The 26,115-nt window shown below is 60.3% G+C and carries 22 protein-coding genes; 14 read left to right on the top strand and 8 right to left on the bottom strand.

What is annotated here, in order from left to right:
• The first annotated feature begins 227 nt into the window (after positions 1-227).
• The 5 genes from kdgD (at position 228) to ACVWYU_RS12025 (ending at position 6,885) form a co-directional block, all read left to right on the top strand.
• Positions 228-1,139, top strand: a complete 912-nt coding sequence (gene kdgD / locus ACVWYU_RS12045) for a 5-dehydro-4-deoxyglucarate dehydratase (RefSeq protein ID WP_247256014.1) — start codon at positions 228-230, stop codon at positions 1,137-1,139.
• Between the two features lie 75 nt (positions 1,140-1,214).
• Positions 1,215-2,660 (top strand): aldehyde dehydrogenase family protein, encoded by a 1,446-nt coding sequence (locus ACVWYU_RS12040; RefSeq protein WP_457372764.1) that lies wholly within the window; start codon positions 1,215-1,217, stop codon positions 2,658-2,660.
• A 165-nt stretch (positions 2,661-2,825) separates the two neighbouring features.
• Positions 2,826-4,193, top strand: a complete 1,368-nt coding sequence (locus ACVWYU_RS12035; RefSeq protein WP_248914328.1) for an MFS transporter — start codon at positions 2,826-2,828, stop codon at positions 4,191-4,193.
• A gap of 11 nt (positions 4,194-4,204) precedes the next feature.
• Positions 4,205-5,758 carry a galactarate dehydratase gene (gene garD, locus ACVWYU_RS12030; protein WP_090316055.1) on the top strand — a complete coding sequence of 518 codons (1,554 nt, stop codon included), beginning with the start codon at positions 4,205-4,207 and terminating at the stop codon, positions 5,756-5,758.
• A gap of 185 nt (positions 5,759-5,943) precedes the next feature.
• Positions 5,944-6,885, top strand: coding sequence for an AEC family transporter (locus ACVWYU_RS12025; protein WP_248914330.1), 942 nt, complete (start codon positions 5,944-5,946; stop codon positions 6,883-6,885).
• 127 nt (positions 6,886-7,012) lie between these two features.
• On the opposite strand, the gene ACVWYU_RS12020 is transcribed toward ACVWYU_RS12025, so the two are convergent.
• From ACVWYU_RS12020 to gatC, 6 genes are all read right to left on the bottom strand, one after another.
• Positions 7,013-7,393, bottom strand: coding sequence for a carboxymuconolactone decarboxylase family protein (locus ACVWYU_RS12020; protein ID WP_047537646.1), 381 nt, complete (start codon positions 7,391-7,393; stop codon positions 7,013-7,015).
• Positions 7,390-8,451 (bottom strand): calcium/sodium antiporter, encoded by a 1,062-nt coding sequence (locus ACVWYU_RS12015; protein ID WP_457372763.1) that lies wholly within the window; start codon positions 8,449-8,451, stop codon positions 7,390-7,392. Before ACVWYU_RS12015 ends, ACVWYU_RS12020 begins: the two co-directional genes overlap by 4 nt.
• Before the next feature lie 50 nt (positions 8,452-8,501).
• Positions 8,502-8,876: a septal ring lytic transglycosylase RlpA family protein gene (locus ACVWYU_RS12010; RefSeq protein WP_090316063.1), complete on the bottom strand. Its 375-nt coding sequence runs from the start codon at positions 8,874-8,876 to the stop codon at positions 8,502-8,504.
• 191 nt (positions 8,877-9,067) lie between these two features.
• A complete protein-coding gene (gene gatB / locus ACVWYU_RS12005; RefSeq protein ID WP_090467156.1) occupies positions 9,068-10,513 on the bottom strand; it encodes an Asp-tRNA(Asn)/Glu-tRNA(Gln) amidotransferase subunit GatB in 1,446 nt (481 codons plus the stop codon).
• Between the two features lie 10 nt (positions 10,514-10,523).
• The gene (gatA, locus tag ACVWYU_RS12000; protein WP_457372762.1) at positions 10,524-11,975 is read right to left on the bottom strand and encodes an Asp-tRNA(Asn)/Glu-tRNA(Gln) amidotransferase subunit GatA; all 1,452 of its coding nucleotides are present in this window, start codon (positions 11,973-11,975) and stop codon (positions 10,524-10,526) included.
• A gap of 16 nt (positions 11,976-11,991) precedes the next feature.
• On the bottom strand, positions 11,992-12,279 hold the full coding sequence (gene gatC / locus ACVWYU_RS11995) for an Asp-tRNA(Asn)/Glu-tRNA(Gln) amidotransferase subunit GatC (RefSeq protein ID WP_047537661.1): 288 nt from the start codon (positions 12,277-12,279) through the stop codon (positions 11,992-11,994).
• A 211-nt stretch (positions 12,280-12,490) separates the two neighbouring features.
• Between gatC and mreB the strand changes: the two genes are divergently transcribed.
• From mreB to tldD, 8 genes are all read left to right on the top strand, one after another.
• Positions 12,491-13,528 carry a rod shape-determining protein MreB gene (gene mreB, locus ACVWYU_RS11990; RefSeq protein WP_002555108.1) on the top strand — a complete coding sequence of 346 codons (1,038 nt, stop codon included), beginning with the start codon at positions 12,491-12,493 and terminating at the stop codon, positions 13,526-13,528.
• Positions 13,529-13,670: 142 nt separating this feature from the next.
• Positions 13,671-14,801, top strand: coding sequence for a rod shape-determining protein MreC (gene mreC / locus ACVWYU_RS11985; RefSeq protein ID WP_090316069.1), 1,131 nt, complete (start codon positions 13,671-13,673; stop codon positions 14,799-14,801).
• Positions 14,801-15,292 carry a rod shape-determining protein MreD gene (gene mreD / locus ACVWYU_RS11980; protein ID WP_090316072.1) on the top strand — a complete coding sequence of 164 codons (492 nt, stop codon included), beginning with the start codon at positions 14,801-14,803 and terminating at the stop codon, positions 15,290-15,292. The genes mreC and mreD overlap by 1 nt, the downstream gene beginning before the upstream one ends.
• A gap of 44 nt (positions 15,293-15,336) precedes the next feature.
• Positions 15,337-15,933: a Maf family protein gene (locus tag ACVWYU_RS11975; RefSeq protein ID WP_457372761.1), complete on the top strand. Its 597-nt coding sequence runs from the start codon at positions 15,337-15,339 to the stop codon at positions 15,931-15,933.
• 57 nt (positions 15,934-15,990) lie between these two features.
• The gene (gene rng, locus ACVWYU_RS11970; protein ID WP_047537689.1) at positions 15,991-17,448 is read left to right on the top strand and encodes a ribonuclease G; all 1,458 of its coding nucleotides are present in this window, start codon (positions 15,991-15,993) and stop codon (positions 17,446-17,448) included.
• 75 nt (positions 17,449-17,523) lie between these two features.
• Positions 17,524-21,327: a YhdP family protein gene (locus ACVWYU_RS11965; protein ID WP_457372760.1), complete on the top strand. Its 3,804-nt coding sequence runs from the start codon at positions 17,524-17,526 to the stop codon at positions 21,325-21,327.
• Between the two features lie 70 nt (positions 21,328-21,397).
• Complete coding sequence (locus ACVWYU_RS11960) at positions 21,398-22,252, top strand: carbon-nitrogen hydrolase family protein (RefSeq protein ID WP_457372759.1); 855 nt, start codon at positions 21,398-21,400, stop codon at positions 22,250-22,252.
• A 12-nt stretch (positions 22,253-22,264) separates the two neighbouring features.
• Complete coding sequence (gene tldD, locus ACVWYU_RS11955; RefSeq protein ID WP_247256003.1) at positions 22,265-23,707, top strand: metalloprotease TldD; 1,443 nt, start codon at positions 22,265-22,267, stop codon at positions 23,705-23,707.
• Between the two features lie 48 nt (positions 23,708-23,755).
• Here tldD and yjgA read toward each other — a convergent pair whose 3' ends face one another.
• Positions 23,756-24,280 (bottom strand): ribosome biogenesis factor YjgA, encoded by a 525-nt coding sequence (gene yjgA / locus ACVWYU_RS11950; RefSeq protein ID WP_090316091.1) that lies wholly within the window; start codon positions 24,278-24,280, stop codon positions 23,756-23,758.
• A gap of 108 nt (positions 24,281-24,388) precedes the next feature.
• Here yjgA and pmbA point away from each other — a divergent pair, with 108 nt between their 5' ends.
• Positions 24,389-25,735: a metalloprotease PmbA gene (pmbA, locus tag ACVWYU_RS11945; protein ID WP_090316094.1), complete on the top strand. Its 1,347-nt coding sequence runs from the start codon at positions 24,389-24,391 to the stop codon at positions 25,733-25,735.
• An 89-nt stretch (positions 25,736-25,824) separates the two neighbouring features.
• Here pmbA and ACVWYU_RS11940 read toward each other — a convergent pair whose 3' ends face one another.
• Positions 25,825-26,100, bottom strand: a complete 276-nt coding sequence (locus ACVWYU_RS11940; RefSeq protein WP_248914335.1) for an HPr family phosphocarrier protein — start codon at positions 26,098-26,100, stop codon at positions 25,825-25,827.
• Between the last annotated feature and the right edge of the window lie 15 nt (positions 26,101-26,115).

The raw sequence follows: 26,115 nt of genomic DNA, 5'->3' as shown, positions 1-26,115 counted from the left end.
CGACAACATATCTCCTATGCTGTGAGTCGGTCGCGCATTCCATTTCTCCTCTTAACGCCGAAAGGCCCTTAAACGTGGGCTTGTTACCCTTCTTGTCGAACAATTTTCACCCGCAGCGATGAAATGCAGTTGACGGTTATTTTTTAAGTTGTACGATGACCTACAACTCGGCTAAAGCTGAACGGTTTTCCTCACACACAAACGTCGTTACCCAGGGTGTTCGAATAATGAATCCACAAGAACTGAAGTCCATCCTCTCCTCCGGCCTGTTGTCTTTCCCGGTCACCGATTTCAATGCTCAGGGCGACTTCCATCGCGCTGGCTACATCAAACGTCTTGAATGGCTGGCCCCATACGGCGCCTCGGCTCTGTTCGCCGCAGGCGGCACCGGTGAGTTCTTCTCTCTGGCGGCCAGCGAGTATTCGGAAATCATCAAGACGGCCGTCGACACCTGCGCCTCCAGCGTACCGATCCTGGCCGGTGTTGGCGGTTCGACCCGTCAAGCCATCGAATACGCACAAGAAGCCGAGCGCCTGGGTGCCAAAGGCTTGTTGCTGCTGCCGCACTACCTGACCGAAGCCAGCCAGGACGGCGTTGCCGCTCACGTTGAAGCCGTGTGCAAATCGGTCAACATCGGTGTCGTGGTTTACAACCGCAACGTTTGCCGCCTGAACGCGCCGTTGCTGGAACGTCTGGCCGAGCGCTGCCCGAACCTGATCGGCTACAAGGACGGCCTGGGTGATATCGAGTTGATGGTGTCGATCCGTCGCCGCCTCGGTGACCGTTTCAGCTACCTGGGCGGCTTGCCGACCGCCGAAGTCTACGCCGCTGCCTACAAGGCTTTGGGCGTGCCGGTCTACTCCTCGGCGGTGTTCAACTTCATCCCGAAAACCGCGATGGACTTCTACCACGCGATCGCTCGTGACGATCACGCCACCGTTGGCAAGATCATCGACGACTTCTTCCTGCCGTACCTGGACATCCGTAACCGCAAGGCCGGATACGCCGTGAGCATCGTCAAGGCCGGGGCAAAAATTGCCGGGTACGACGCAGGTCCGGTGCGTGCGCCGCTGACCGATCTGACGGGCGAAGAGTTCGAAATGCTCGCCGCGCTGATCGACAAGCAGGGCGCGCAGTAACACATCTGATTTAACGGGGCCGCTGAGCATTCAGCGGCCTTTTGCGTGAGATCTTTTTGTTTCGAGGGCAGTCCCGTGGCAAATGCAAAGCGTTTCGACAACTACATCAACGGCGAATGGGTCGCGGCCAGCGATTACTCGACCAACATCAACCCGTCCGAGCTGAGCGATGCCATCGGCGACTACGCCAAGGCTGACCTGGCCCAGGTCCATGCCGCCATCGATGCTGCCCGTGCCGCGTTCCCGTCGTGGTCCACTTCCGGCATTCAGGCGCGTCACGATTCCCTGGATAAAGTCGGCACGGAAATTCTCGCTCGTCGCGAAGAGCTCGGCACCCTGCTGGCTCGGGAAGAGGGCAAGACCCTGCCCGAAGCCATTGGCGAAGTGACCCGCGCCGGCAACATTTTCAAGTTCTTCGCCGGTGAATGCCTGCGCCTGTCGGGCGACTACCTGCCGTCGGTGCGTCCGGGCGTCAACGTTGAAGTCACTCGCGAAGCACTGGGTGTGGTCGGCCTGATCACCCCGTGGAACTTCCCGATTGCCATCCCGTCGTGGAAAATCGCCCCGGCCCTGGCCTACGGCAACTGCGTTGTGCTCAAGCCTGCGGACCTGGTGCCCGGTTGCGCCTGGGCCCTGGCGGAAATCATCTCCCGTGCAGGCTTCCCCGCTGGCGTGTTCAACCTGGTGATGGGCAGCGGCCGCGTAGTCGGCGATGCACTGGTCCACAGCCCGAAAGTCGACGGCATCAGCTTCACCGGTTCCGTGGGTGTCGGTCGTCAAATCGCTGTCAGCTGCGTATCGCGCCAGGCCAAGGTCCAGCTGGAAATGGGCGGCAAGAACCCGCAGATCATTCTCGACGACGCCGACCTCAAGCAAGCGGTCGAGCTGTCGGTGCAGAGCGCGTTCTACTCCACCGGCCAGCGTTGCACTGCATCGAGCCGCTTCATCGTCACCGCCGGTATCCACGACAAGTTCGTCGAAGCCATGGCCGAGCGCATGAAGTCGATCAAGGTCGGCCACGCCTTGAAATCGGGAACCGACATTGGTCCGGTGGTTTCGCAAGCCCAGCTTGAACAGGACATGAAGTACATCGACATCGGCCAGTCCGAAGGTGCGCGTCTGGTCAGCGGCGGTGGTTTGGTGACCTGCGACACCGAGGGCTACTACCTCGCGCCAACCCTGTTTGCCGACAGCGAAGCTGCGATGCGCATCAGCCGTGAAGAAATCTTCGGCCCGGTAGCCAACGTGGTTCGCGTCGCTGATTATGAGGCGGCACTGGCCATGGCCAACGACACCGAATTCGGTCTGTCGGCGGGCATCGCCACCACTTCGTTGAAGTACGCCAACCACTTCAAGCGCCACTCTCAGGCCGGGATGGTGATGGTCAACCTGCCGACCGCTGGCGTGGATTACCACGTTCCGTTCGGTGGGCGTAAAGGTTCGTCCTATGGCTCCCGCGAGCAAGGCCGCTATGCGCAAGAGTTCTACACGGTCGTTAAGACCAGCTACATCGGCTCATAACGCAATACCCCTGTAGGAGCGAGCTTGCTCGCGATGGTCTCCAGGACGCGACGCACAACCTGATACCCCGCGTCATCGTTGACCACCATCGCGAGCAGGCACGCTCCTACAGGGACCGTACCCGTTTCACCCGCGCATAAAAATAATCAGTGGGAGTACATCTACATGCAATCGACCAAGCCGACTCACGTCCGCTATTTGATCTTGCTCATGCTGTTCCTGGTGACCACGATCAACTACGCCGACCGCGCTACCATCGCCATTGCCGGCTCGAGTCTGCAAAAAGACCTCGGCATCGACGCGGTCACCCTCGGCTATATCTTCTCTGCATTCGGTTGGGCCTACGTGGCCGGGCAAATTCCCGGTGGCTGGTTGCTGGACCGATTCGGCTCGAAAAAAATCTATGCCTTGAGCATCTTCACCTGGTCGCTGTTCACCGTCCTGCAGGGCTATGTCGGTGAGTTCGGCATGTCCTCGGCGATCGTGGCGCTGTTCATGCTGCGCTTCCTGGTGGGCCTGGCCGAAGCGCCATCCTTCCCTGGCAACGCTCGCATCGTGGCGGCCTGGTTCCCGACCGCTGAACGCGGTACGGCATCGGCGATCTTCAACTCCGCGCAATACTTCGCCACGGTGCTGTTCGCGCCGCTCATGGGCTGGATCGTCTACACCTTTGGCTGGCAGCACGTGTTTGTCGTGATGGGCAGCATCGGCATTGTGTTCTCGCTGATCTGGCTGAAAGTTATCCACAGCCCGCGCCAGCACCCGATGATCAACGACGCCGAGTTCAAGCACATTGCCGAGAACGGCGGCATGGTCGACATGGATCAGGACAAAGGCAAAGGCAAAAAGGTCGACGGGCCGAAGTGGGACTACATTCGCCAGCTGTTGACCAACCGCATGATGCTCGGTGTTTACCTGGGGCAATACTGCATCAATGGCATCACTTACTTCTTCCTGACCTGGTTCCCGGTGTACCTGGTGCAGGAGCGCGGCATGACCATCCTCAAGGCCGGTTTCATTGCCTCGTTGCCGGCGATCTGTGGCTTCATCGGTGGCGTGCTCGGCGGGGTGATTTCCGATTACCTGCTGCGCAAGGGTCACTCCCTGACGTTCGCCCGCAAGGCGCCGATCATTGCCGGTCTGCTCGTTTCCAGCAGTATCGTGGCGTGTAACTACGTCGACATCGAATGGATGGTCGTAGGCTTCATGGCACTGGCGTTCTTCGGCAAGGGCGTGGGCGCGCTGGGCTGGGCGGTGGTCTCCGATACTTCACCGAAACAGATCGCCGGTTTGAGCGGTGGCCTGTTCAACATGTTTGGCAACCTCGCCTCGATCACTACTCCGATCGTGATCGGTTACCTCATCAGTTCGACCGGATCGTTCAAGTGGGCATTGGTGTTTGTCGGTTGCAACGCATTGGTCGCGGTGTTCAGCTATCTGGTCATCGTCGGTCCGATTAAACGCGTGGTGCTCAAAGAACCACCGATGGGCGGTCCTGAAATGAATAACAAATTGTCTCAAGCGCATTCCTGAGGAGCGGCGTCATGCAGTTGATTGAACATTCCGACTCGCCGCGCTACATCCGCCTGCACGAGCGGGACAACGTAGTGATCGTGGTCAACGATCAGGGCGTGCCGGCCGGCACCGAGTTTGCCGATGGCCTGGTCACCGTGGATTTCGTGCCACAGAGCCACAAGGTCACGCTGGTTGACATACCCGAGGGTGGCCAGGTGATTCGTTACGGCCAGACCATTGGCTATGCCTTGCAGCCGATCCCGCGCGGCAGCTGGGTCAAGGAAGACCAACTGCGCATGCCCACCGCGCCGCCGCTGGACAGCCTGCCGCTGTCCACCGAAGTGCCGGCCGCGCAAGCGCCGCTGGAGGGGTTTACCTTCGAGGGTTATCGCAATGCCGACGGTACGGTTGGCACGCGTAACATTCTCGGCATCACGACCACGGTGCAGTGCGTCACCGGCGTGCTGGACCATGCGGTCAAGCGCATCAAGGACGAACTGCTGCCCAAGTACCCGAACGTCGATGACGTGGTGGCACTGACCCACAGCTATGGCTGTGGCGTGGCAATCACCGCCACCGATGCCTACATCCCGATTCGCACCGTGCGCAATCTGGCGCGCAACCCGAACCTGGGTGGCGAGGCGTTGGTGATCAGCCTGGGCTGCGAGAAGTTGCAGGCCGGGCAGGTGATGCACGAGAACGACAGTTCGGTGGATTTGAGCGAGCCCTGGTTGTATCGCCTGCAGGACTCCAGCCACGGTTTTACCGAGATGATCGAGCAGATCATGGCGCTGGCCGAAACCCGTTTGAAGAAGCTCGATCAGCGCCGTCGTGAAACGGTGCCGGCGTCCGAGCTGATCCTGGGCATGCAATGCGGCGGCAGTGATGCGTTCTCCGGGATCACCGCTAACCCGGCCCTGGGCTACGCCTCGGACTTGTTGCTGCGTGCGGGGGCGACGGTGATGTTCTCCGAAGTCACCGAAGTGCGCGACGCGATCTACTTGCTGACCTCGCGCGCGCAAACCAGGGAAGTCGCTCAGGAACTGGTTCGGGAAATGGACTGGTATGACCGTTACCTGGCCAAGGGGGAAGCGGATCGCAGCGCCAACACCACGCCGGGCAACAAGAAGGGCGGTTTGTCGAACATTGTCGAGAAATCCCTGGGCTCGATCGTCAAGTCCGGCAGCAGCGCGATTACTGGGGTGCTCGGCCCTGGCGAGCGTTTCAAGGACAAAGGCCTGATCTTCTGCGCAACGCCGGCCAGCGACTTTGTCTGCGGGACGTTGCAGCTGGCGGCGGGTATGAACCTGCACGTGTTCACCACCGGTCGTGGCACACCTTATGGATTGGCCATGGCGCCCGTGGTCAAGGTATCGACCCGGACTGAACTGGCACAGCGCTGGCCAGACCTGATCGACATCGACGCCGGGCGAATCGCTACCGGACGCGCCTCCATCGAAGAGCTGGGCTGGGAGTTGTTCCACTACTACCTGGACGTGGCCAGTGGCAAGAAGCAGACGTGGGCCGAAAAGCACAAGCTGCATAACGACATCACCTTGTTCAACCCGGCGCCGATTACCTGAGATCGCGTTGCCTGCATCGCTGGCAAGCCAGCTCCCACAGGAATCTTCTGCGTTGCATAAAACGTATGAACACCGAGGAACCTGTGGGAACTGGCTTGCCAGCGATAGCGTTCTACCAGACGCCGAGGGACTTGCTGGCTTATCATTAGCCCCCTAACGACGCCCACCTCAAGGTCCACTCCGGCATGCTGGCCATTTTCCTAGAAACCCTGAATATCACCGCCCCGGTGTTCGCCATGCTGTTTCTGGGGGTGCTGCTCAAGCGCATCAATTGGATCAACGATAACTTCATCCACACTGCGTCGGCGCTGGTGTTCAACGTCAGCATGCCGGCGTTGCTGTTTCTCGGCATCCTGCATGCCGACCTGCACGCCGCGCTGCAGCCGGCGCTGCTCATCTACTTCTCCCTCGCCACCCTGGTGGGCTTTGCCATCGCCTGGGGCTGGGCGATATTCAAGTGCCCGCGCGAAGACCGCGGGATCTACACCCAGGGTGCTTTTCGCGGTAACAACGGGGTCATTGGCCTGGCGCTGGCGGCGAGCATGTACGGCGATTACGGCATTTCCCTGGGGGCGATTCTCGCGGCGCTGGTGATCCTGTTCTACAACACGCTGTCGACCATCGTGCTGGCAGTCTATAGCCCGGTGATCAAGTCCGATCCTTGGAGCATTTGCAAAAGCGTGTTCAGCAATCCGCTGATCATCAGCGTGATCTCGGCGGCACCTTTTGCCTACTTCAAGATCGGTTTGCCGGGATGGCTGGAAACCTCCGGCCAGTACCTGGCGCAGACCACCCTGCCGTTGGCGTTGATCTGCATTGGCGGCACGCTGTCGCTGGCGGCAATGCGCAAGAGCGGTTCGATGGCGCTGAGTTCAAGCCTGGTGAAGATGCTCGGCCTGCCGATACTGGCGACATTCGGCGCGTGGCTCTGGGGTTTTCGTGGCGCCGAGCTGGGGATTCTGTTCCTGTACTTCGGCAGCCCGACGGCGGCGGCCAGTTTTGTCATGGCCCGTGCGGCCAATGGCAATCATGAACTGGCGGCGGCGATCATCGTCATCACTACGCTGATGGCGGCGGTCACCACCAACATCGGGATCTTTCTGTTGCAGTGGGGTGGGTGGATCTAGTCGCTGAAGAGGCAGTGCTCTTCAGGGGCTCATCGCGAGCAGACTCGCACACATTTGGAATGCATCCCCCTGTGGGAGCAGGCCTGCTCGCGATAACGGTCGATCAATCACCGCATTGTTCGCGGTTTCATTCCGGCTTCTGGTACGTATCAATCACTTCCTGCGCAGCCCGGAACGCATCGATCGCCGCCGGCACGCCGGCATACACCGCGCAATGCAGCAGCGCTTCGCGAATTTCTTCCACGGTGCAGCCGTTGTTCAGCGCACCGCGCACATGGCCTTTCAATTCCTGCGGGCACTTCAGTGCAGTCAGGGCGGCGAGGGTAATCAGGCTGCGGGTTTTAAGCGGCAAGCCTTCGCGACTCCAGACACTGCCCCAGGCGTGTTCGTTGACGAAATCCTGCAGTGGCTGGGTGAACTCGGTGGCATTGCCCAGCGCGCGGTCGACGAAGGCGTCGCCCATCACTTGGCGGCGTACTTCAACGCCAGTCTTTTTATTCTCGGTCATGGCAATTCCCTCTTGTGGTGTTGGCGACGCCAGGCGCGCAGCGACGTGAACAGCAAAAACGCCACCAGCGCCGGCAGGACGAAAAACAGCATCAGGTGTTCAAGCGTGCCCGCCAATGGCATGCCCGTGGTGAACGACACTACGTGCAGCCCGTAAGCCAGGTACAAACCCAAAAACAGCAGGCCTTCGGCGCGGGTCACCCGGTAGCCGGAATAGAACACCGGAAGACACAGCGCGGCGACGCCGAGCATCACCGGCAAGTCAAAATCCATGGCATTGGGCGATACCGACAGCGGTGTCGGCGCAATCAATGCCGTAAAGCCCAGGACGCCCAACAGGTTGAACAGGTTGCTGCCAATGACGTTGCCCACGGCAATTTCCCGTTCACCCCGCAACGCGGCGATCAGCGAGGTCGCGAGCTCTGGCAGGGACGTGCTGATGGCAACGATGGTCAGGCCGATGATCCGCTCCGACAGTCCCAGATCTGTGGCGACCGCTACGGCTGCACCCAAGAGCAAATGACCGGCGTAGATCAGCATCGCCAGACCGCCACCGATCATCAGCAGGCTTTTCAACCATGGCGCTTGGCCAGGGTGCTCATGAGTCGACTGCGGACGCGCCGAGTGCTTTGACTGACGCAGCAACAGGCCCAGATATAACAGCAGTGCTGTCAGCAGGATGACGCCATCGGCGCGGGTCAGCTCTTCATTCCAGGCCAGTACGAACACCAGCAGGCTGGCGCCGATCATCAGCGGAATATCCAGGCGCACCAGTTGCCGTGAGACCCGCAGCGGGATGATCAGCGCCGACAGGCCGAGGGTTACGAGGATATTGAAAATGCTGCTGCCGATCACGCTGCCGACGGCGATGTCGGCGTTATGGGCCAGGGTGGCTTGCAGGCTGATGGCCATCTGCGGTGCGCTGCTGCCAAGGGCGACGATGGTCAGGCCGATGATCAGCGGTCGCACATGCAGGCCCGCGGCCAGGCGCACGGCGGCACGTACCATCAGTTCGGCGCCGGCAATCAACAGCACCAGCCCGCTGAGCAATTCGATCACGCTGATCAGGGGTAAATCGGCTAATCCGAAGATGGTTGGTGCTCCGTTTGTCAGTCGTCGAGGGCTTGCACGCGAACCCGTGCGGTGCCGCTCTTGAGCATGCCCAGGCGTTCGGCGGCCTCGTGGGACAGGTCAATCAGGCGCCCACGGGTATGCGGCCCGCGATCGTTGATGCGGACCACGCAGGATTTGTCGTTATTCAGGTTGGTGACCTTCACCCGCGTGCCGAACGGCAGTTGGCGATGGGCGGCGGTCAGGGAGTTCTTGTCGAAACGCTCGCCGCTGGCGGTGCGTTTACCCTGGTGTTTGGCGCCGTAGTACGAGGCCATGCCGGTCTTGTCGTAGCCGTGTGGGTCGACGATATCGTTGCTGGCGCAGCCGGCGAGGAGGGAAAGGAGGGCGCAGGCGCCGAGCAAACGTTTCATTTCAAAGGCTTCCAAAATAGTTGTGGCGAGGGAGCTTGCTCCCGCTCGGCCGCGAAGCGGTCGCAAAATCAGCCAATGCACTCTTGTCGAAAAAATGCGCTTACCGATCTGGGCCTGCTTCGCAGGCCAACGGGAGCAAGCTCCCTCGCCACAGGACGCGGAGCCAGTAAAAAATGCTGGCTCCATTTCTATCAGCCTTCGAGTTTGCTTTTCAGCAATTCGTTCACCTGTTGCGGGTTGGCCTTACCTTTGGAGGCTTTCATGGCCTGGCCAACGAAGAAGCCGAACATCTTGCCGCGCTTGGCTTCGTCTGCCGCACGGTACTGCTCGACCTGTTCGGCGTTGGCCGCGAGCATTTCGTCCAGCACTGCCGAGATTGCGCCGGTGTCGGTCACTTGCTTCAGGCCGCGCTTGTCGATGATCTCGTCCGCGCTGCCTTCGCCGTTGGCCATGGCTTCAAACACCACCTTGGCGATCTTGCCCGAGATGGTGTTGTCCTTGATACGCAGCAGCATGCCGCCCAGTTGTTCGGCGGAAACCGGTGACGCTTCGATGTCCAGGCCTTGTTTGTTGAGCAGGCTGCCCAATTCGACCATCACCCAGTTGGCGGCCAGCTTGGCGTCGCCGCTGATGCTTGCGACTTGTTCGAAGTAGTCCGCCTGCTCGCGGCTGGTGGCCAGCACGTTGGCGTCGTATACCGATAGACCGAACTGCTCCTGGAAACGCTCGCGTTTCTGTGGGGGCAATTCCGGCAGGGTGGCGCGCACGTCGTCGAGGAACGCGTTTTCAATCACGACCGGCAGCAGGTCCGGATCGGGGAAGTAACGGTAGTCGTTGGCTTCCTCTTTGCTGCGCATCGGACGGGTCTCGTCCTTGTTCGGATCGTACAGGCGGGTTTGCTGGATCACTTTGCCGCCGTCTTCGATCAATTCGATCTGACGCTGGATTTCGCTGTTGATCGCCTTCTCGATGAAGCGGAACGAGTTGACGTTCTTGATCTCGCAGCGAGTACCGAACTCGGCCTGGCCTTTCGGACGGATCGACACGTTGCAGTCGCAACGCAGCGAGCCTTCGGCCATGTTGCCGTCGCAGATGCCCAGGTAACGCACCAGTGCGTGGATCGCCTTGACGTAGGCCACGGCTTCCTTGGCGCTGCGCATGTCCGGCTCGGAAACGATTTCCAGCAGCGGCGTGCCGGCACGGTTCAGGTCGATGCCGGTGGCACCATTGAACTCTTCGTGCAGGCTCTTGCCGGCGTCTTCTTCCAGGTGCGCGCGGGTGATGCCGACACGTTTGACCGTGCCGTCTTCCAGGGCGATGTCCAGGTGGCCCTTGCCGACGATCGGCAGCTCCATCTGGCTGATCTGGTAGCCCTTGGGCAGGTCCGGGTAAAAGTAGTTCTTGCGGGCGAACACGTTGTGCTGGCCGATCTCGGCGTCAATCGCCAGGCCGAACATCACCGCCATGCGCACCGCTTCCTGGTTCAGCACCGGCAGTACGCCGGGCATGCCCAGGTCAATCAGGCTGGCCTGGGTGTTCGGCTCGGAGCCGAACGTGGTGGAACTACCGGAAAAGATTTTCGACCGGGTGGTGAGCTGGGTATGAATCTCCAGCCCGATCACGACTTCCCATTGCATGTGTGTCTCCTCAGAAGCCGGTTGGGGTGCGGGTGTGCCAGTCAGTGTGTAGCTGATACTGGTGGGCAACGTTCAACAGGCGACCTTCCTGGAAGTACGGAGCGAGCAATTGCACGCCGACCGGCAGGCCATCGACAAAACCGGCAGGCATGGACAAGCCCGGCAGGCCAGCGAGGTTGGCGGTGATGGTGTAGACGTCTTCCAGGTACGCAGCGACCGGGTCGCTGTTCTTGGCGCCAAGCTTCCAGGCCGGGTTCGGCGTGGTTGGGCCGAGGATGATGTCGACCTCGTTGAAGGCCGCCATGAAGTCGTTCTTGATCAAGCGACGGATCTTCTGCGCTTTCAAGTAATAGGCGTCGTAGTAACCGGCCGACAGTGCGTAGGCGCCGACCATGATCCGGCGCTGCACTTCCGGACCGAAGCCTTCGCCACGGGAGCGTTTGTACAGGTCCATCAGGTTGACCGGGTTTTCGCAGCGGTAGCCGAAGCGCACGCCGTCGAAACGCGACAGGTTGGAAGAAGCTTCCGCCGGGGCGATCACGTAGTACGCAGGGATCGCGTGCTGCATGTTCGGCAGGCTGATTTCCTTGACCACGGCACCGAGCTTTTCCAGCTCCTTGACGCTGTTGTGGATCAGATCGGCGATGCGCGGGTCGAGGCCAGCGCCGAAATACTCTTTAGGCACGCCAATGCGCAGGCCTTGCAGCGAGCCGTTGAGGCTGGCGCTGTAGTCCGGCACGGGCTCGTCGATGCTGGTCGAGTCGTTCGGGTCGAAACCGGCCATGCCTTGCAGCAAAATTGCGCAGTCTTCGGCAGTGCGCGCCAACGGGCCACCCTGATCGAGGCTTGAGGCGTAGGCGATCATGCCCCAGCGCGAAACGCGACCGTACGTCGGTTTCAGGCCGGTAAGGTTGGTCAATGCGGCGGGCTGACGAATGGAGCCGCCGGTGTCGGTGCCGGTGGCTGCCGGCAACAGACGAGCGGCAACGGCCGCGGCCGAACCGCCGGACGAGCCGCCAGGCACGTATTCGAGGTTCCACGGGTTTTTCACGGCGCCGTAGTAGCTCGACTCGTTGGCCGAACCCATGGCGAATTCGTCCATGTTGGTCTTGCCCAGGGTCACGGCCCCGGCGGCGGCCAGCCTGGCGACGACGGTGGCGTCGTACGGTGCTTTAAAGTTGTCGAGCATCTTCGAGCCGCAGCTGGTGCGGATGCCCTGGGTGCAGAACAGGTCTTTGTGGGCGATCGGCGCGCCGAGCAGGGCACCGCTCTCACCATTGGCCCGGCGGGCGTCAGCGGCTTTCGCCTGCGTGAGCGCCAGGTCCTCGGTGAGGCTGATGAAACTGTTGAGCTGTGGATCAAGCTGGGCGATGCGCGCCAGCAGGACTTTGGTCAGCTCTTCGGAAGAAAACTTTTTATCGGCGAGTCCGCGGGCGATCTCGGCCAGAGTCAATTGATGCATTGCAGGCTCTTTCCCTTTAGTCGATGACTTTCGGAACCAGGTACAGGCCGTTTTCGACCGCTGGTGCGATGGACTGGTAAGCCTCGCGATGATTGGTCTCGGTCACGACGTCTGCACGCAGGCGCTGGCTGGCTTCCAGTGGGTGGGCGAGCGGTTCGATACCGTCGGTATTGACCGCCTGCATTTCGTCGACCAGCCCGAGAATACTGTTGAGGGCCGAAGTGATGTGTGGAAGATCGGCTTCATTGAGGCCCAGACAGGCCAGATGAGCGATTTTTTCCACGTCGGAGCGTTCAAGCGCCATTGGGATTCTCCAGTGGAAAACAGAACGGACGGCGTCCGTGTGTTAGATTGTCGGAACACTACCGCACTTCTACGGTCATAAGGCCGCGATTGTGGGGCTTGGTGCACAGAAAAGCGGCCAATTTAACATATTGGCGCCTTGCCCAAAATCCCTGTCGTTGTTAGAGTTTGCCGCACTTTTTTACCCACGCGTTGCCTAGGGTCCCTTTCCCATGTTCAAGAAACTGCGTGGCATGTTTTCCAGCGATCTTTCCATTGACCTGGGCACTGCCAACACCCTTATTTACGTGCGCGAGCGCGGTATCGTCCTGAATGAGCCCTCCGTTGTGGCTATTCGGACACACGGTAACCAGAAAAGTGTCGTTGCTGTCGGCACCGAAGCGAAGCGCATGTTGGGCCGTACGCCGGGCAACATTGCTGCCATTCGTCCGATGAAAGACGGCGTGATCGCCGACTTCAGCGTCTGCGAAAAGATGCTGCAGTACTTCATCAACAAGGTTCACGAAAACAGCTTCCTGCAGCCCAGCCCTCGTGTTTTGATCTGCGTTCCGTGCAAATCCACCCAGGTTGAGCGTCGTGCCATCCGTGAATCGGCCCTCGGTGCCGGTGCCCGTGAAGTATTTCTGATCGAAGAGCCAATGGCCGCTGCGATCGGTGCCGGCCTGCCGGTTGAAGAAGCTCGCGGTTCGATGGTCGTGGATATCGGTGGTGGTACCACTGAAATCGCCCTGATCTCCCTGAACGGTGTGGTGTATGCCGAATCCGTGCGTGTGGGCGGCGACCGCTTCGACGAAGCGATCATCACTTACGTGCGTCGCAACTACGGCAGCCTGATCGGTGAATCGACTGCCGAGCGCATCAAGCAGGAAATCGGTACGGCCTACCCGGGCGGCGAAGTGCGTGAAGTCGACGTACGTGGCCGTAACCTGGCTGAAGGCGTTCCGCGTGCATTCACCCTGAACTCCAACGAAGTGCTGGAAGCTCTGCAAGAGTCCCTGGCCACCATCGTTCAGGCCGTGAAGAGCGCGCTGGAGCAATCGCCTCCGGAACTGGCTTCCGACATCGCCGAGCGTGGCCTGGTCCTGACCGGTGGTGGCGCCTTGCTGCGTGACCTCGACAAGTTGCTGGCCCAGGAAACCGGTCTGCCGGTGATCGTCGCCGAAGACCCGCTGACCTGCGTTGCTCGCGGCGGTGGCCGTGCCCTGGAAATGATGGATAAACACACCATGGACCTGCTCTCCAGCGAATAAGTCGCCGGATTGCCTCTATGCTGTTGAGCGCGCAGGCGGCACTTTGCAGTGCTGCCTGTTCGCGTTTATCTTCTGTCGTCTGCATCCAGGCCGGTTTGATGCCGTATGAGTAAAGAGAACATTTGCCTGGGAGGAGCGGCTTATTAAACCGCTTTTCTCCAAAGGTCCCTCACTGGGCGTGCGCGTGTTGGTGCTGGTCGTGCTTTCGATCGCGCTGATGGTGGTCGATGCCCGCTTCACACTGCTCAAGCCAGTGCGTAGCCAGATGTCGCTGGTGTTGATGCAGTCCTACTGGATCACCGACCTGCCGCAGCGGCTATGGCAAGGCGTGGCCAGCCAGTTTGGCAGCCGGACCGAACTCGTCGCCGAAAACGAAAAACTCAAGACCGAGAACCTGCTGTTGCAGGGGCGCATGCAAAAGCTTGCCGCCCTGACCGAGCAGAACGTTCGGCTGCGCGAGTTGCTCAATTCTTCGGCGCTGGTGAACGAGAAGGTCGAGGTGGCCGAGCTGATCGGCATGGACCCCAATCCCTTTACCCATCGGATCATCATCAACAAGGGCGAGCGTGACGGCGTGGTCCTCGGCCAGCCGGTGCTCGATGCCCGCGGCCTGATGGGGCAAGTGGTCGAGTTGATGCCGTACACCTCCCGCGTCCTGTTGCTGACCGACTCCACCCACAGCATTCCGGTGCAGGTCAACCGCAACGGCCTGCGGGCGATCGCCAGCGGCACCGGCAATCCGGAGCGCCTGGAGCTGCGTCATGTGGCTGATACCGCTGACATCAAGGAAGGTGATCTGCTGGTCAGCTCCGGCCTTGGCCAGCGCTTCCCGGCCGGTTACCCGGTCGCAACGGTCAAGGAAGTGATTCACGACTCCGGCCAGCCGTTCGCCATTGTTCGCGCCGTGCCGACGGCTGCGCTGAACCGCAGCCGTTACCTGCTGCTGGTGTTCAGCGACACCCGTACCCCGGAAGAGCGTGCCAACGACGCTGCCCAGGCGCAGGAATCCCTGGATGCGCAGGGCGGTGGGCCGATCATTCCGGCGACCGTGCCCAAACCGGCCATCGTTCCGGCTCCGGCTGCCCCGGCGACCCCGGCAGCGCCAGCCACCGCGCCGGCGGCCACAGCCCCGGCCAAACCTGGGGTTAAACATCCGAAGCCGTCCGCGACGGCACCGGCGCCATCCAAGCCGCCGACGGCTCAACCCGCCGTGGTGAAGCCTGCGGCCAAACCGGCTGTCTCCGCGCCGGCTACCCCTGGGGGACGAGAATAATGGCTGGTGTCAAAGCCTCCCGAAACGGCTGGATCGTCTGGCTGACCTTCGCCATCGGCTTGCTGCTCAGCGTATCGCCGCTGCCGCAATTCATGGAAATCCTCCGTCCTCTTTGGCTGGCCTTGCTGCTGGCGTTCTGGGCATTGACCCTGCCGCAGAAAGTCGGGATGGTCACCGCGTGGTGCCTGGGCCTGACCGAGGATGTGCTCTATGGCACGCTGCTGGGGCAGAATGCCTTGATCCTGACGTTAATCACCTACCTGGTGCTGGCGCTGCAACAACGCTTGCGGATGTTCCCGATGTGGCAACAAAGCCTGGTTATCCTGGTGATCTTCGGCCTCGCACAGCTGGTTCAGCTATGGCTCAGTGCCCTGACCGGCAATCGCCAACCCACGCTGGCACTGGTGTTGCCGGCACTGGTCAGCGCCTTGCTCTGGCCTTGGGTCAGCTACGGTTTGCGCGGATTGCGTCGACGCTACAAAATCAACTGATTCGGTCAGGCATTTGCCCACACCATGACAAGGGAGATGTCTTGATGAAGCCGCTGTACCTCGCCTCTGGCTCACCGCGTCGACGTGAACTGCTTACGCAGATCGGCGTCCCCTTTTCCGCCGTCAGTGCGGACATCGACGAAACGCCATTACCCCACGAATCCCCATCGGCCTATGTCGAGCGCCTGGCGCGCGGCAAGGCTGCGGCCGGGCGCGCTGTCGTGCAGTCCAACCTTCCGTTCTGCGTGCTGGGGGCTGATACCGCCGTGGTGCTGGACGGGAAAATTCTTGGCAAGCCGGTTGATGAAGCTGACGCTTGCGCCATGCTAATGATGTTGTCCGGGTGTGAGCATGAAGTCCTGACGGCGATCGCTTTGCTCGACGGTGAGCGTTGCGAGTCACGGGTGGTGCGTAGCGTGGTGCGCTTTCGTCCGATAGGCAGCGATGAGGCGGCGGCCTACTGGGCCAGCGGCGAGCCGAGGGACAAGGCCGGTGGTTATGGAATTCAAGGACTGGGAGCGGTGTTTGTCGCCGGGCTCAATGGAAGTTACTCAGCGGTGGTTGGCTTGCCGCTGTGCGAAACCGCAGAACTGCTGGGCCATTTCGGCATAACCTGTTGGCAAACCTATAACGCGCGTTGAGCGTCGTACTGACCAGATGTGGCCATTACCGTGAACATGCCTGAACGAGACCCTGCCATGAGTGAAGAGATCCTGATCAACATCACGCCGATGGAATCGCGCGTGGCGGTGGTTGAAAACGGTGTCCTGCAAGAGGTCCACGTCGAACGTACGCAAAAGCGCGGCATCGTTGGCAATATCTATAAAGGCAAGGTCGTACGGGTATTACCCGGTATGCAGGCCGCTTTCGTCGACATTGGCCTGGATCGTGCCGCGTTCATTCATGCTTCGGAAATTTCCCTGCGCGAAGGCCCGGCGGTCGAGAGCATCAGCGCCCTGGTTCATGAAGGCCAGAGCCTGGTGGTGCAAGTCACCAAGGACCCGATCGGCTCCAAAGGCGCGCGATTGACCACCCAACTGTCGATTCCTTCGCGCTATCTGGTCTACATGCCGCGCACGGCTCATGTCGGCATTTCACTGAAAATCGAAGATGAAGCCGAGCGTGAGCGTCTCAAGCAGGTGGTCTCCGATTGCGTCGCCAAAGAAGGCATCAAGGAGGCGGGCGGTTTCATCCTGCGTACCGCGGCGGAAGGCGCTGGTGCCGATGAAATCCTCATGGACATCCGCTACCTGCGCCGGCTTTGGGATCAGATCAATGCGCAGATCAAAACCATCAGCGCACCGAGTGTGATTTACGAAGATCTCGGCTTGGCGTTGCGTACCTTGCGTGACCTGGTGAGCCCGAAGATCGAAAAAATTCGCATCGACTCCCGGGAAACCTTCCAGAAAACCACGCAGTTCGTCGCCGAACTGATGCCGGAGATTGCCGATCGTCTGGAACATTACCCCGGCGAGCGGCCGATTTTTGACCTGTACGGCGTCGAAGACGAAATCCAGAAAGCACTGGAACGCAAAGTCCCGCTGAAGTCCGGCGGTTATCTGGTGGTCGACCCGGCGGAAGCCATGAGCACCATCGACGTCAACACCGGGGCATTCGTCGGTCATCGCAATCTGGAAGAAACCATCTTCAAGACCAATCTCGAGGCCGCGACCGCGATTGCTCGGCAATTGCGCCTGCGTAATCTGGGCGGGATCATCATCATCGACTTCATCGACATGGAAGATGAAGAGCACCAGCGTCAAGTGCTGCGCACACTCGAGAAACAATTGGAGCGTGACCACGCCAAGACCAACATTATCGGCATCACCGAGTTGGGCCTGGTGCAGATGACCCGTAAACGCACCCGTGAAAGCCTCGAGCAGGTCTTGTGCGAGCCGTGCAGCAGTTGCCAGGGCCGCGGCAAGTTGAAGACCCCGGAAACCGTTTGCTACGAAATCTTCCGGGAAATTCTCCGAGAGGCTCGCGCCTATCAGGCGGAAGGCTATCGTGTATTGGCGAACCAGAAAGTTGTCGATCGACTGCTCGATGAGGAGTCAGGCAATGTCGCCGAACTTGAAGGGTTTATCGGCCGCACGATTCGGTTCCAGGTGGAAACCATGTATTCCCAGGAACAATACGACGTGGTGCTGCTCTGAACTGCTGTGTTTTAACTTTTCCTGAACGGCTGGCCTCAGCTTTTTGCAAAACTTTTGCCATGGGAGCCAACTGACATGGAGCGTCTGACACGCATTTTGGCCGCACTGACCCGCTGGGGTCTTGGCCTGTGCGCGTTGGCTTTGGTGTTGATGGCGTTGTACGTCAGTCTTGGCCGTGAGCTGGCGCCACTGGTAGCCGAGTACCGCGGCGAGGTTCAGGCCAGGGCCAGCGACGCCTTGGGCATGCCGCTGCAGATTGGCGAACTCGAAGGCAACTGGAGCGGCTTCGCACCCATATTGTCGGCCCATGATGTGACGGTCGGCGAGGGTGCGAATGCGCTGCACCTGGACAAAGTGCGGGCGGTGCCCGACCTCTGGGCCAGTCTGCTGGCGCGCGAAGTGCGTATTGCCCACCTGGAACTCAATGGCCTGAAGATCAGCCTCAAACAAGGCAATGATGGTCAGTGGGCGCTGGAAGGTTTGCCGGTAAAAAACGATCAGCCCCTCGACCCGGAGCAGTTGCTCAATGGCCTGCAAATGGTCCAGCAGTTGTCGGTGCTCGACAGTCAGATCACGTTGCAGCCCTGGGGTGAGTCCCCGCTGAGCCTGACTTACGTTGGTCTGAATCTGAAAACCGGTGCATACCGCCAGCGGCTCGATGTCCGCTTGACCCTGCCCGATGGTCAGCCAGTGGCGATGAGCCTGCGTACCCGCATTCAGGCCAGTCAATGGAAGGAAGGTGAGGCGGACGTCTACCTGAGCCTGCCGCAAAGTGACTGGTCTAAATGGCTGCCCGAAAGCGTTTCCCAGCAATGGAATTTCTCGCAGATCAAGGCCGGTGGCGAGCTGTGGGCGACCTGGGGCCAAGGAACCTTGCAAAGCGCCGCTATTCGGTTGAATGCGCCTCAAATCAAAGGGGCCTATGCCGAGCGCAAGCCGGTCCAGATCAATAATCTGGCGCTCAACGGCTATTTTCAGCGCAGCAACGAAGGCATGTTGGTCACCCTGGATTCTCTGGCCATGAACCTGGGCGAGACTCGCTGGGAATCACGCTTGCAGCTCAAGCAAATCGCGGCCACCGACAAGGCGCAAGAGGCTTGGCACCTGCAAGCCGACCGCCTCGAGCTCACTCCGCTCACGCCGTTGCTCAATGCCCTGGCGCCATTACCTGAAGGCTTTGCCACGGTGGTCGAGCGACTCAAGGTGATCGGTGGCTTGCGCAACGTTCTGATTGATGTGCGGCCCAATGCCACTGACGACAGCAAGTTCAGCTTTGCCGCCAACCTCGATCGGGTAGGTTTCGATGCCTATCACGGCGCTCCGGCGGCACGGAATGTCAGCGGCAGTATCAGCGGCGACCTGGGCCACGGCGAGCTGCGTATGGACAGCAAGGATTTCATGCTCCACCTGGACCCGATTTTCGCCAAGCCCTGGCAATACATCCAGGCCAATGCCCGGTTGACCTGGAAGCTCGATAAAGAAGGTTTCACCCTGATCGCGCCGTACCTGAAGGTATTGGGCGAGGAAGGCAAGATTGCCGGTGACTTCCTGATCCGGCTGCATTTCGACCACAACCAGGAAGACTACATGGACCTGCGGGTCGGCATGGTCGACGGGGATGGACGCTATACCGCCAAGTATTTACCAGCCGTCCTCAGCCCGGCACTCGACGAATGGCTGCGTACAGCGATTCTCAAGGGGGCAGTCGATCAGGGTTTCTTCCAGTACCAAGGGTCGCTGAACCACGGCGCCGAAGATGCCGCCCGCAGCATCAGTCTGTTTTTCAAGGTGCACGATGCCGAGTTGGCGTTTCAACCGGGCTGGCCGCATGTCAGCAAGGTCACGGGGGACGTGTTCGTCGAGGACAGCGGCGTGCGGATTCTGGCCAGCAAGGGGCAGTTGCTCGACACCCAGGTCAGCGATATTTACGTCAACATTCCTCATGTTCCGGAAGGGCAGAGTATTCATCTGTTCCTCGACGGCGGGTTTGCCGGCGGCTTGGGTGATGGCCTGAAAATTCTTAAGGAAGCGCCGATCGGCACTGCCGATACTTTTGCCGGCTGGGAAGGTGAGGGTGATCTGCAAGGCAAACTTAAGCTGGATATTCCGTTGGTCAAAGGCGAGCAGCCGAAGATCATTGTCGATTTCAAAACGGCAAAGGCCCGTTTGAAATTGCCCGAGCCTCCTCTTGAACTGACTCAGCTCAAAGGTGATTTTCGTTTCGACAGCAGCAAAGGGTTGAGCGGCCAGAACATCACGGCAAAGGCGTTCGACAAACCGGTGAGTGCACAGATATTTGCCGATGGTCGTGAGGGCAAGCTCAATACCCGTGTCACGGCCTCGGGGCAGGTCGAAGTCAAGAAACTTGCGAACTGGCTGAGCGTCACTCAGCCGTTGCCGGCGAGCGGCGTGATCCCCTATCAATTGCAACTGACCCTCAATGGCGGCGATAGCCAGTTGATGGTCAACTCCAATCTCAAAGGTGTCGCCGTCGATTTGCCGGCTCCCTTCGGCATGTCAGTCGAAACCGGGCGTGACACGACGTTCCGCATGACCTTGCAAGGGGCAGAGCGACGCTACTGGGTGAATTACGGCGAATTGGCGAACTTCACCTTTGCCGCACCTCCCGGAAATTTTGCCGAGGGTCGCGGTGAGTTGTTCCTCGGTAATGGCAATGCCGTATTGCCTGGTGCAAAGGGCTTGCGAGTGCGCGGCGTGTTGTCGGAGCTGGATGTCGGCCCCTGGCAGGATCTGGTGAACAAATACGCCGGGCAAGACCCGGGGGGCAGTGCCAAGCAATTGCTCAGCAGTGCCGATTTCAAGGTCGGCAAGCTCAGCGCATTGGGAACGACCCTGGATCAGGCATCCGTGCAGTTAACGCGCAAACCGGCCGCCTGGGCTTTGCAGCTCGACAGTCAGCAGGTCAAGGGCACCGCCAGCATTCCCGATGCGAAAGCCGCGCCGATGGTCATTAATCTGCAGTACGTGCGTTTGCCGGCACCCGATCCGAAGGTCCTTGCCGACGAAAACTCGCCGGACCCGCTGGCCTCCGTGGACCCGACGAAGATCCCGGCGCTGGATATCACCATCAACCAACTGTTCCAGGGCAATGATCTGGTCGGTGCCTGGTCGCTCAAGGTTCGTCCGACTGCCAAGGGGATCGCCCTCAACTCACTGGATATGGGCCTCAAGGGCATCCTGTTGCAAGGCAGTGGTGGCTGGGAAGGCGCGCCCGGTTCCAGCACAAGCTGGTACAAGGGGCGGATCAGCGGCAAGAACCTGGCGGATGTGCTCAAGGGATGGGGCTTTGCACCGAGCGTGACCAGCCAGGAGTTCCGTATGGATGTCGATGGTCGCTGGCCCGGTTCGCCGGCCTGGCTGGCCAGCAAGCGTTTCTCCGGGACCCTCAATGCCTCAATGAGTGAGGGCCAGTTTGTTGAAGTCGAAGGAGGCGCCCAGGCATTGCGGGTGTTCGGCCTGCTCAACTTCAACTCCATTGGCCGGCGGCTGCGCCTGGATTTTTCCGACCTGTTCGGCAAAGGCTTGAGCTATGACCGGGTCAAGGGTCTGTTGGTGGCGACCAACGGCGTCTACGTGACCCGTGAGCCCATCCAGATGACCGGTCCGTCGAGCAATGTTGAACTCGACGGCACCCTGAACCTGGTGGGTGATCAGATCGACGCCAAGCTGATGGTGACGTTGCCGGTGACCAACAACCTGCCGATTGCCGCCCTGATCGTGGGCGCGCCTGCCGTCGGTGGCGCTCTGTTCCTGATCGACAAGTTGATCGGTGACCGCGTGGCCCGCTTTGCCAGTGTGAAGTACACCGTCAAGGGGCCATGGAAAGAGCCGAAAATCACCTATGACAAGCCTTTTTGACGCTCTTTTTCAGAACCCACACTCCAAGCCTATGGAGTAGCATGGACGCCTATCCATTCAGGAGCGCGCCATGTCTGTAGCGGTGATTCAAATGGTCAGTCAGAGCGATGTGCTGGCCAACCTGGCCCAGGCCCGTCAATTGCTCGAGCAAGCGGCGGCCGGCGGTGCGGCGCTTGCCGTGCTGCCGGAAAACTTCGCGGCCATGGGTCGGCGTGACATTGCCGACATCGGCCGCGCCGAGGCGCTGGGCGAAGGCCCGATCCTGCCCTGGTTGAAACAGACCGCTCGCGACCTCAAGTTATGGATAGTGGCCGGCACCTTGCCGTTACCGCCCGTGGATCAGCCGACGGCCAAGGTGCATGCTTGTTCGTTGCTGGTCGATGATCAGGGTGAGACGGTCGCGCGTTATGACAAGCTGCATTTGTTCGATGTGGACGTGGCAGACAATCGCGGCCGTTATCGCGAATCCGATGACTATGCTTATGGCAGTGGCGTCGTGGTCGCCGACACACCGGTGGGGCGAGTCGGCCTGACGGTCTGCTATGACCTGCGCTTCCCGGAGCTGTACAGCGAATTGCGTGCTGCCGGCGCGGAGCTGATTACCGCGCCGTCCGCCTTTACTGCGGTGACCGGCGCCGCGCACTGGGACGTGTTGATTCGCGCGCGGGCCATCGAAACCCAGTGTTATGTGCTCGCGGCCGCCCAGGGCGGAACCCATCCGGGACCGCGGGAAACCTGGGGGCATGCCGCCATCATCGATCCATGGGGGCGTGTGCTGGCACAAAAGGATCAGGGTGAGGCCGTGCTGCTGGCTGAACGAGACTGCAGTGAACAGGCGTCCATCAGGGCGCGGATGCCGGTGTCCAGTCACCGGCGCTTTTTCTCGCAGGGCGCTGAGCGACCTGCATCAGAACGACGAATTTAAGGCGTAAAGCATATGAGCGAGTTGTTGTCCTCAGTCAGTGATCATCTCCTGGCACCCGGTGGCGTGACGATCGAGAGCCTGCAGGGTGTGCTCGGCGACTTGGCCGGCCCGGGTATCGATGCCGCCGACCTGTATTTTCAAGGGCAGATTTCCGAGTCCTGGGCGTTGGAAGACGGCATCGTCAAGGAAGGCAGCTTCAACCTTGACCAGGGTGTGGGCGTGCGGGCGCAATCGGGTGAAAAGACCGGTTTTGCCTACAGCAACGCCATCACGCTGGAAGCCTTGGGTGCGGCGGCCCGTGCCGCCCGTTCGATCTCCCGTGCCGGGCAAAACGGCACTGTGCAGGCATTCACCACTCAGGACGTCGCGCAACTCTACGGGCCAGACAATCCTCTGGAAGTGCTGACCCGCGCCGAGAAAGTCGATCTGCTCAAGCGTATCGATGCCGCGACCCGCGCGCTCGATCCCCGCATCCAGCAAGTTACCGTGAGCATGGCCGGTGTCTGGGAGCGGATTCTGGTGGCGTCCACCGATGGCGGTCTGGCAGCAGATGTTCGTCCGCTGGTGCGTTTCAACGTCAGCGTGATCGTTGAGCAGAACGGCCGTCGTGAGCGCGGTGGTCACGGCGGTGGCGGCCGCACCGATTACCGTTATTTCCTCGCTGAAGATCGCGCCATGGGCTATGCCCGTGAAGCGCTGCGACAGGCGCTGGTCAATCTGGAAGCCATTCCGGCTCCGGCCGGTACATTGCCGGTGGTGCTGGGTTCCGGTTGGTCGGGTGTGCTGCTGCACGAAGCGGTTGGCCACGGTCTGGAGGGCGACTTCAACCGTAAGGGCAGTTCGGCCTACAGCGGACGCATGGGCGAGATGGTTGCATCCAAACTCTGCACCATTGTCGATGATGGCACGCTGGCCGGACGCCGTGGCTCCTTGAGCGTTGACGATGAAGGTACGCCGACCGAGTGCACGACACTGATCGAAAACGGCGTACTCAAAGGCTACATGCAGGACAAGCTCAACGCGCGCCTGATGGGCGTTGCCCGCACGGGTAACGGCCGTCGTGAATCCTATGCGCACCTGCCAATGCCGCGCATGACCAACACCTACATGCTCGCCGGTGAAAGCGATCCGGCGGAAATCATCGCCTCGGTGAAGCGCGGTATCTATTGCGCCAACCTTGGCGGCGGCCAGGTGGACATTACCAGCGGCAAGTTCGTGTTCTCCACCAGCGAGGCGTACCTGATCGAAGACGGCAAGATCACCGCTCCGGTCAAGGGCGCGACCCTGATCGGTAACGGGCCGGAAGCCATGAGCAAAGTGTCGATGGTCGGTAACGATCTGTCGCTGGATAGCGGTGTGGGGACATGCGGCAAGGATGGGCAGTCGGTGCCGGTGGGTGTCGGCCAGCCAACGCTGAAGATTGATGCGATCACCGTGGGTGGCACGGGCGCGTAAGGCGTGGAGCTGCGGGTGAGCCGCCAGGCGACTCACCCGATCAGAGTCTCAGCGCAGACCGCGTTGAGTCTCGTCCAGCTCACGGATGTACTTGAAGATTTTACGGCTCGATGCCGGTGGCTTGTTGGTCGCCAATTCGTGCTGGGCCTGACGGATCAGGGAGCGCAATTGCTGGCGATCAGCCTCCGGGTAGTCGATGACGAACTTCTCCAGGACTGCGTCGTCGCCGGCGATCAGGCGATCACGCCAGCGCTCCAGGTTGTGGAAGCGTTCGTTGTATTGGCGAGTGGAGGCATCGAGTTGATCGAGCAAAACCAGAATGGCGTCAGTGTCCTGATCGCGCATCAGTTTGCCGATGAACTGAAGGTGCCGTTTACGCGCGATGTTCGCAACGTGCTTGGGCGCATCGGCCAAGGCCCGGCGCAACGCGTCGGTCAAGGGCAGTTTTGCCAGCAAGTCAGGCTTGAGTGTTGTAAGGCGCTCGCCAAGGTCAACCAGAGCATGCAGCTCGCGTTTGACCTGGGATTTGCTTTTTTCTCCCGTATCGAGGGAGTCGTCGTAAGAATCAACCATGGTGGCCGTCCGCAAAGAAACGCCGCCATGATAACCAGTCGGGGGCCGCTTGTCCGGCCCGGTCGCTCGATGACCTATACCGAAAGCAGAATTTGAGTGGAGAACAGCATGAGTGCAGTTGAAAGCGTCGGCCCACAAGCGTTGCCGGCACTGCAAGAACAAGTCGAGCAAATCATCGCTGAAGCCAAGCGTCAGGGGGCCAGTGCCTGTGAAGTGGCGGTGTCCCTGGAGCAGGGCCTGTCGACCACGGTGCGCCAGCGCGAAGTTGAAACCGTCGAATTCAACCGTGATCAGGGTTTTGGCATCACCTTGTACGTTGGCCAGCGCAAGGGTTCGGCCAGCACCTCGGCCAGCGGTCCTGAGGCGATTCGTGAAACCGTGGCCGCCGCCTTGGCCATTGCCAAACACACCTCTGAAGACGAAGCGTCGGGCCTGGCGGATGCCGCTTTGATGGCTCGTGACATTCAGGATTTCGACCTGTTCCACCAATGGGATATCACGCCAGAGCAGGCAATCGAGCAGGCCCTGGCCTGTGAAGCGGCCGCGTTTGCTGCCGACAGCCGGATCAAGAATGCCGACGGCACTACGCTGAGCACCCACCAAGGTTGCCGTGTTTACGGTAACAGCCACGGGTTTGTTGGCGGTTACGCTTCGACCCGACACAGCCTGAGCTGTGTAATGATCGCCGAGGCCGATGGCCAGATGCAGCGCGATTACTGGTATGACGTGAACCGTCAGGGCAATTTGCTGGCTGATCCGGTGAGCATCGGACAGCGTGCCGCGCAACGTGCAGCGAGTCGTCTTGGGGCGCGTCCGGTGCCGACCTGCGAAGTGCCAGTGCTGTTTTCCGCTGAGTTGGCCGGTGGTTTGTTCGGTAGCTTCCTGTCGGCGATTTCCGGCGGCAGTCTTTATCGCAAATCATCGTTCCTCGAAGGCACCCTGGGGCAAAAGCTGTTTCCGGAATGGCTGACCATCGACGAGCGGCCACACTTGATGCGAGCCATGGGCAGCGCGGCGTTCGATGGTGATGGACTGGCGACCTACGCCAAGCCGTTCGTCGAAAAGGGCGAGCTGGTCTCTTACATCCTCGGTACTTACTCCGGTCGCAAACTCGGCATGCCGAGCACCGCGAATGCCGGCGGGGTGCACAATCTGTTCGTTACCCATGGCGACGAGGATCAGGCAGCCTTGTTGCGTCGTATGGGACGCGGCTTGCTGGTCACGGAGTTGATGGGCCAGGGCTTGAACATGGTGACTGGCGATTACTCCCGTGGCGCGGCGGGTTACTGGGTAGAGAACGGCGAAATCCAGTTTGCCGTCCAGGAAGTCACCATCGCCGGCAACATGCGCGACATGTTCAAGCAGATCGTTGCCGTGGGTAATGACCTGGAACTGCGCAGCAACATTCGTACGGGTTCTGTGCTGATCGAGCGAATGACGGTGGCGGGCAGCTAAACCCGTTCGTCACAAAAAAGGCGCGCCACCTGATCTGGTGGTGCGCCTTTTTTATTGGGCTACAGAGCAGCTTTAGCCTGGATTGGCGTCTACTCGCCTTCGTCGAAATAGCGGTTGATCAAGTCTTTCAACGCATCCAGTGCCCTTTGCGCGTCTTCGCCTTCGGTGTTGATATAGATTTTGGTTCCCTTGCCCGCAGCGAGCATCATCATGGCCATGATGCTTTTGCCGTCGACCGTGGATTCCGGAGTGCGTCCTACTCTGATCGTGCAATCCTTGAACTCACCGGCGACCCCGACGAATTTTGCAGAAGCACGGGCATGCAAGCCGAGTTTGTTGATGATTTCGATTTCCAGAGCAGGCATCGCGGTGTGAATCCT

It is taken from the genome of Pseudomonas sp. TE12234 (assembly GCF_054061835.1).
Note: the sequence above shows the minus strand (reverse complement) of the source record. Positions and strands in the feature narration are given on the sequence as shown.